At 45.7% G+C, this 7,022-nt stretch carries 8 protein-coding genes and 1 pseudogene; 5 read left to right on the forward strand and 4 right to left on the reverse strand.

Translation table 11 applies throughout. The annotated features are described in order from the left end of the window. A pseudogene (locus J0L70_RS31830) lies at nt 1-127 on the reverse strand (photosystem II D2 protein (photosystem q(a) protein)); the annotation flags it as partial. Nucleotides 128-380: 253 nt separating this feature from the next. Between J0L70_RS31830 and J0L70_RS31835 the strand changes: the two are divergent. From J0L70_RS31835 to J0L70_RS31850, 4 genes are read left to right on the forward strand one after another with little or no spacing between them, the layout of a single operon-like run. Next, complete coding sequence (locus J0L70_RS31835) at nt 381-647, forward strand: UPF0367 protein family (protein ID WP_017287120.1); 267 nt, start codon at nt 381-383, stop codon at nt 645-647. Between the two features lie 2 nt (nt 648-649). Beyond that, nucleotides 650-1,363, forward strand: a complete 714-nt coding sequence (locus tag J0L70_RS31840; RefSeq protein WP_287457326.1) for an energy-coupling factor ABC transporter ATP-binding protein — start codon at nt 650-652, stop codon at nt 1,361-1,363. Nucleotides 1,364-1,391: 28 nt separating this feature from the next. Then, on the forward strand, nt 1,392-1,589 hold the full coding sequence (locus J0L70_RS31845; RefSeq protein WP_287457327.1) for a DNA-binding protein: 198 nt from the start codon (nt 1,392-1,394) through the stop codon (nt 1,587-1,589). Beyond that, nucleotides 1,586-1,972: a type II toxin-antitoxin system death-on-curing family toxin gene (locus tag J0L70_RS31850; RefSeq protein WP_287457328.1), complete on the forward strand. Its 387-nt coding sequence runs from the start codon at nt 1,586-1,588 to the stop codon at nt 1,970-1,972. Before J0L70_RS31845 ends, J0L70_RS31850 begins: the two co-directional genes overlap by 4 nt. 241 nt (nt 1,973-2,213) lie before the next feature. Here the strand turns inward: J0L70_RS31850 and J0L70_RS31855 are convergent, their stop codons facing one another. After that, nucleotides 2,214-2,456: a RelB antitoxin-like protein gene (locus tag J0L70_RS31855; protein ID WP_287457329.1), complete on the reverse strand. Its 243-nt coding sequence runs from the start codon at nt 2,454-2,456 to the stop codon at nt 2,214-2,216. 173 nt (nt 2,457-2,629) lie between these two features. Between J0L70_RS31855 and J0L70_RS31860 the strand changes: the two genes are divergently transcribed. Beyond that, complete coding sequence (locus J0L70_RS31860; protein ID WP_017287115.1) at nt 2,630-3,187, forward strand: NYN domain-containing protein; 558 nt, start codon at nt 2,630-2,632, stop codon at nt 3,185-3,187. A 34-nt stretch (nt 3,188-3,221) separates the two neighbouring features. Here the strand turns inward: J0L70_RS31860 and J0L70_RS31865 are convergent, their stop codons facing one another. Continuing rightward, nucleotides 3,222-5,657: an ATP-binding cassette domain-containing protein gene (locus J0L70_RS31865; RefSeq protein WP_287457331.1), complete on the reverse strand. Its 2,436-nt coding sequence runs from the start codon at nt 5,655-5,657 to the stop codon at nt 3,222-3,224. Nucleotides 5,658-5,704: 47 nt separating this feature from the next. Further along, nucleotides 5,705-6,406 (reverse strand): TIGR02466 family protein, encoded by a 702-nt coding sequence (locus J0L70_RS31870; protein ID WP_017287113.1) that lies wholly within the window; start codon nt 6,404-6,406, stop codon nt 5,705-5,707. Nucleotides 6,407-7,022: the final 616 nt, after the last annotated feature.

Raw genomic sequence — 7,022 nt, forward strand, 5'->3', positions numbered from 1 at the left:
CCAGGAAGGCACAGGGGAAGAGCAGGATGCCCGACCAACCGACGAAGACGAATCTGTCGCGTTTGAGCCAGTCATCGAGAGCGTCAAAGACTCCTCTCTGCGGCGCGCGACCTACTGCGATGGTCATTATTAAAACTCCAGATAAGTATGGAATGAAAAACTGAACGCTGCTGCATCAAGAATTATGAGCAGAATTTACTTTTCGTTACCTATGCTCTTGATTATAGGAAGACTTCTCTAGAAATTTCCAGTATTTTCTTAATAAATCTTAAAATTGCGGAAATTCTTGCAATTTGACTTCGATCCGACAGAATGGGGAAGCAAGCCGTTTCTGCGGATATTTGCGATACTGAGAACTGGCAATTTGTACGATCGACATTATGTTTATTCTGGAATTAACGTTAAAGGGAACTCCAATTGGTCTGTCATTTCACCGCAAATCGGCTGAAGATGCAGAAGCGACTTATCAAGAAATCATCGGGGCAATGAAGGCTCCAGGTGAATTGTTGGAATTCACGTGCGATCGTCAGACGGATAAGAAGATTGCGGTGTTTGCGGATTCGATCGCAGCCGTTCAGATGTACGAGAAGTCGAGCGCTGCGGCTTCGGGCAGACCTGCTGGATTCTTTGCAGTGGCGGCTGAGTAGTTATGACTTTGGACGCGCCTAACCCGACTGGAGAAACGCTCCAGAAAGCGGCAATTCGAGCAACTGATCTGTGCTTCGCTTGGTCGGAAGATAAAGAAATTCTGCACTCTTGCGCTGTGGAAGTGCCAGAGGGAGAGTTTTGGATGCTATTAGGCGCAAATGGAAGCGGGAAGTCTACATTGTTAAGGCTTCTCGCAGGTTTATTACAACCGACTGGGGGAGAAATTCAGATTTCGTCTCCGGTCGGTTTTGTGTTTCAAAATCCGGATCATCAGTTGGTGATGCCGACGGTTGGCGCAGATGTGGCGTTTGGGTTGGTGAATGAGGGATTAGAGATCGATGAGATTCGCCAACGGGTGGAAGAGTCTCTGTCGGCAGTGAGTTTGGGAGCGTTTCAGCGTCGTCCGATTTATGCGCTGAGTGGGGGACAGAAGCAAAGGGTAGCGATCGCGGGTGCAATTGCCCGACATTGTGATGTCCTTTTATTAGATGAGCCAACCGCACTGCTCGATCCCGATAGCCAATTGGAATTAGTTGCGCAGGTGCAAGCCTTGGTGAAGAAGCGGGGAATTACGGCGCTTTGGGTGACGCATCGGCTAGAAGAATTGGAATATTGTGACGGGGCATTTTTGCTGGAAGCGGGGAAAGTTGTCGATCGGGGTGATCCCGAACGTCTGAAGCAGAGATTGATGCAGTCGGAAGACGTTGAGGATTGAGCGTTGTTTAACTTAGGGAGAATGAAGAATGGCTTCTGTTAAAATTGAGCTTTCCGACCAGCAATTTCAAGCATTACAAGATTTGGCGCAAAACCTTGGAATTGCTCCTGAAGAGTTGCTACGGATGAGTATTGAAGACTGGCTGAAGCATCCAAGAAGTGATTTCTCTCAAGCTGCCGATTATGTGCTGCACAAAAATGCTGAACTTTATAAGCGACTGGCATGATTCGCTATTTGTCGCTGATTGAGATTCTCGCTCTGCATCGTCAGATTATTGAGACATCTGGAGGAGCGATCGGCATTAGAGATTTAGGAATGCTGGAATCTGCGATCGCTCAACCTCGAATGACTTTTGGTGGAGAAGAACTTTATCCCAGTTCGATCGATAAAGCTGCTGCTTTAGGATTTTCGCTGATTATGAATCATCCTTTTGTAGATGGGAATAAGCGAATTGGTCATGCAGCGATGGAAACTTTTTTAGTTCTAAATGAACTAGAAATTAGTGCATCAGTTGATGAACAGGAGCAAATTGTTTTAGCGTTGGCATCCGGTGAACTGGAGAGATCACAATTTGTAGAGTGGTTGAAACAGCACGTAATTGCGAGATAACATTTCGGTTGAGCCACAGTAGATCGACTATAACAATAGACAAATTGTTAAAAGACTCTAAGCTGTCGGCTCCAACCAGGTTATGGACAAACAGATGAATTCCTAAGCAAAGGGATGATCTTTCAATTGAATGCCTATTTGAGCAGTGACAAATCTTAGGAAGTTAAAAATCAAAATGTTGATCGAATCTCGGATCAAAACTATGCTTTTTGCGAGAATTGCACGATCATCATGAAATTTATTAGAGATTGCCAGCCGGAAGGAATCCTTGGACTGTTTTTGCTGCCATTCCCTTACGTGCTTCCTCTAAACTCAAAGGCATTTCTTGCCTTGCTTCTAGCATGGCGCGATAAAGTCCTTCATCCTCAAGCATTGCAATCAATTTCTGATACTCCACAATATCGATCACAACTTTCCGAATTTGTCCGTCTGCATCTGTAATAAATTCTTGAGCAAAGGGATAGTCTTTCGCTTGAATACTCATCTGAATAGAAAACTTTAGAAGTTAAGCCAATTTTAATTCAGAATGACGGAGGTGCTGAGAAGAGCGAACAACTGCGAATCCCCTATCTGAGTGCAGACCTTATTAAAAAAATGCAATATTATAAGATGTGAAGCAATTCAATCTTTACAAACTTGTCCTTTCTGCGTTGAGTGATGCCACGTTCTGCACCACAGGCACTTCTATTGGTGGACGGCTATAACATAGTCGGAGCTTGGCATGAGTTAAAAGAAATTCGCGATCGTCAAGGATTAGAAGAGTCGCGGCGGAAATTAGTCGAAGCGCTGATGGGATATAGCGCTTATCAAGATTTTGAAACCCATGTGGTGTTTGATGCTCAGTTTCGGGATGGCGGAACGAATCGAGAAATCATCACGAAGCATTTATATGTCTGCTATACCGATTTTGGGCAAACCGCAGATACGTATATTGAGAAAACTTGTGCAGATTTTCGGTATGACATGCGGAAGTTTAAGCAGCGGTTGATTGTGGCAACGAGCGATCGTGCTCAGCAGTTAACGGTTGTCGGATATGGAGCCGAGTGGATGTCGGCAGAAAAGTTAGCCAATGAAGTCGAATTTGCGGCGCGGAAAGTTCAGAGCAAATTGAAGCCGAAGAAGAAATCAGCGGGACGATTGTTGATGCATTCGCTCGATCCAGATGCTCAGAAGCGATTGGCGGATTTGCGATTTGGTAAGGACAAGCCGCAGTGAAAGACGAGTTTTGAGCAATGCGTGTGAGTTGATCTCAGCGACCATTCGTTTTGATGTCTTTGCGTTTTTGCAGAATGAATGCGATCGCTAAGTAAACCAAACTACTGGCACCAAGCACTCCCCAGTTCAAGCCTAAGTTCTGCCAAGTTGCATCGTACACTGCACTCGCTTGAATCGGCTGTGGGATCGGCGCATGTCCTGGGATCGTAATCGCAGGTGGAATCATGGCATTCACATCGACGATCGCGCCATAAGCTCCAACTGACCAACGGCTTAGTAACAGCCAAGCAAACTTCGCGGGTAATCCTTCTAGTTCAAATAACACACCGGAGAAGATAATCTGCGGGATCATAATCAGCGGTAACGCATTGTTGGCTTCATTTTCATTTTTGACAAAGGTTGATAGTAATAGCCCCAAACAAATACTACTCAGCAACGTTAGGAAAGTTGTCACGCCTGTACTCAATATCCAAGGAAGTAATTTTGATTCAGGAGATTGGAAATTTAGCGCGATCGCAATCACAATCAACATCGTTTGCAACAGTGCAATTCCCGATCGCACAAAGAGCTTTGAGCCGATATAAGCGATCAAATTCAGGTTCACCAAACGCTCACGCATATAGATCGCAGCTTCTTTGACGATTTCTTGAGCCGCGCAGGAAATTCCCACCCAAATTGCAATACAGCTAAAGATGAATAAAGTTCTTAAAGCAAGAGAAGCCTGCATTGCTTCCGCTGGAACCACTTGCGTCAGAGAAGTATTATCTTTTAGAGCGAGCCGAATTAAAGTAATACCGATTGGACCAGTCAGTAGCGTGAGAAGTAAGCTTGTACGATCGCGCAAAAGCAATTGAAAATAGCGTTGACTTAACAAACCGAGTTGCCGAACGAGAGCAGAATGCGCTGGCTTTGGAGAGGCAGAAGATTTTGATTTAGAAAAAGTAGAATGACGTTGCTCAACCGAGCTGGCGAACTTCGTTGCCCACATCTGAACCGTTGCTTGTACTTCTTGTTTGGTTCTGCCTTGGTCAAGCTTGATATAAATATCAGCAAAATACTTTAAATCATTAGACGGCATTTCAAAAAACTCTAAAGCGTTCAGAGGTGAGCCAAAGTAGCACAACTTACCTCCACGCCCCATGAATGCAACGCGATCGCAGACTTCTAAATTTGCAGTGGCATGAGTGACGAGAATAACCGTTCTTCCTTGATTTGCAAGCTCGCGCAATAAGTTCATCATTTCCTTGTCCAGCCCTGGATCAAGTCCAGAAGTTGGCTCATCTAGGAAAAATAATCTTGGGTCAGCTAGTAATTCGACCCCAATACTGACTCGCTTGCGTTGTCCTCCACTCAGATCGCGCACAAATGTATGTTTCACATGACTTAATTTCACTTGTTCTAACGTGCGATCGAGAACCGCTTTTACATTTGTATCCGGTGGCAATCGCAGCTTACAGGCATAGCTCAAGACTTCTTCAACAGTTAGATTGCCATGAACAATATCATCTTGAGGAACATAGCCAATGTGCGATCGATATAGCTCAAACTGCTGCCGCAGGTCTTCGCCGTTGAGATAAACCGTTCCTGATGTTGTCGGCTCAATGCCTAAAAGCGTTTTCATTAAGGTAGATTTTCCAGCTCCACTTCCTCCGACCAATGCCACTAATTGTCCAGGCTCGATCGACAAAGAAACATCGCTCAAGATGGTTCGTTCCTGACCTTTTTTATCTTGAACTTTGCGAACGAGATGAACTGCATCTAAACGAATCTCATTGCCGCGATCGACCATTTCTAAACAGCCGCGCTCATACAGCAACGTAAAAGGCCCAATGCGAATGCGATCACCCTCGCGCAGTTCAGCAAAGCGCTCAATTCGTTGCCCGTTCACAAAGGTTCCGTTCGTACTATGGTCTTGCAGTGTGTAGCGGCCATCGCGAGTCGGAGAAATCGAAGCATGACGACGGGACACAACGGGAGCATCCAATTTCATCGAGGAATAGCGCAACGGATCAGGATCGCGTCCGAGTTCGACGGGAAACTCGCGAAGCTGTTTGAGGTTGAGCCGAAACTTACTAGGTGTGATCGTTGGACTGCTCGCAGGATTGAAGTAAGTTAAAACAACTTGATTGTTTGGATCTTGTCCAATCGTTAACTGAGTTCCATGCTTGAGTAAATAGCCTGTTTGGGCAGAGATGCGCGTGTGGTTGATATAAATTCCATTGCGGCTCACCTTTTCGCGATCGCCATCATAAATTCGATAGTCCTCACCTTCACGCTGGAGAATTGCTTGTTGTCGCGAGAGCACCTCCCAACCGATCTGTGGAATCTCTAAATCTGACCAAGTGCGATCGCGTCCAAGTTGATACTCTGCGTCTTGAAGTTGAAACCGGAGAATTTCACCACAATTGTTTAGTTCAATAAACGGTTGGGTTTGACTAACAAGTGTAGTTTGGTCAGCAGTACTCATCATGGCAAGAATTCCTCTCTTCATTCTTGCCTACGACTCGATCGCTCAACTTATGCAAAAAACTTTCTCCACTGATTCGGAGGGGGCGTGAGAAATTCATATGCACCCGCAGCTTTGCCAGTGGCAGTTAGCACAATGTCAAACGACAATGAAACGCGCACTTCATCGGTCTCGTTCATCGTGACTGCATGGCGTTGTTTTGCAGGAAAAATTATTAACCGTCCTTCTACAGGGGCATAAGCTGTATCCAGTTGATTCAGATAGTTATCCGCATCAACAATATCTGTATTTTCGCTTCCCAGACCTGGGCTAACTTCATTCACTCGCGCATCGTTGAAAAACACTAAACTGCCAGGATCAGACATTTCCCCAGTTGGAACTTTAATGTAGTAAACCGCACTCACATGCGCTGTATTGTGGCAATGTGCACCGACACCTTGATCGGGACGTGAAATAATCGGCCAAGCCCGCTGAATATAGAGATCAACTTTGCTTAAATCGACTCCCACTTCTTGTAAATACGTGGCGACATGCAACTCAACTTGTTTGACAATCCAGGAAAAAGCGGGATGAGTGTGAATCTGTTCGACTCCATGTAAATCGCCTGTCCACGCCATTTCAGGATAATTGCGAGGTTCGGCTCCCTGGTGCTCTAATTGCATAACTGCATCCAGCAATGCTTGTTGATGTTCTGAAGCATCGGGTAAGTCGTCATAGTAGATAGCAAGCGGGAACCAAGTTTCGATCGGCATTGGTGCATTTTCTCAAGATTTCAGCGATCGAGTGTAGCAGGTGTCGCACTCGATCGCGCTTTTGCAAAGAGTAAAGAGACAGTGCGATCGCGCTGCCCCTCCTGAAATCTTGCATGTAAGGTGAAATGAATTGGGAGATCGGCGCTCTCGTTTGCATCCCGACCTGAACTGGAAGTTCGGGCTAACTGTGCGAAGTGGGTTTCAACCCACTGAAGAAAGGACTGCGATTGGCTGTTAGTCTAGTTCAGTGTCCCTATGGTGGATAGTATGGCGCACTAGCCAAGATGCCCCACTCCGAAATAGCCTGAAAGTACCAAAAACAAGCCAGGAGGACAGCATGAAAACCAGCTTGAACGCCACACAATTTCATCATACAAGGGGCAACAGGTTTATATCGGCATTGATGTCCATAAGCGGCGCTACGTGGTGGTCGTGCAGATCAACCAAACGGTCGTGAAGAAATGGAGTACGGCAGCCGTGCCTGAGGAATGAAATGCCCCCCAAAAACTAGACCACTTCCTTTGTCGATAAAAGCAGCATTAGCTACGAGCTAGTATACTGCTATTGCTTATTCTTTTTCGTGTTTGTTTTATTGATTGCTTCTCCATTCACTTTC

It is taken from the genome of Leptolyngbya sp. UWPOB_LEPTO1 (assembly GCF_017302695.1).
In the GTDB taxonomy this organism is placed as follows: Bacteria; Cyanobacteriota; Cyanobacteriia; order Leptolyngbyales; family Leptolyngbyaceae; genus Leptolyngbya; species Leptolyngbya boryana.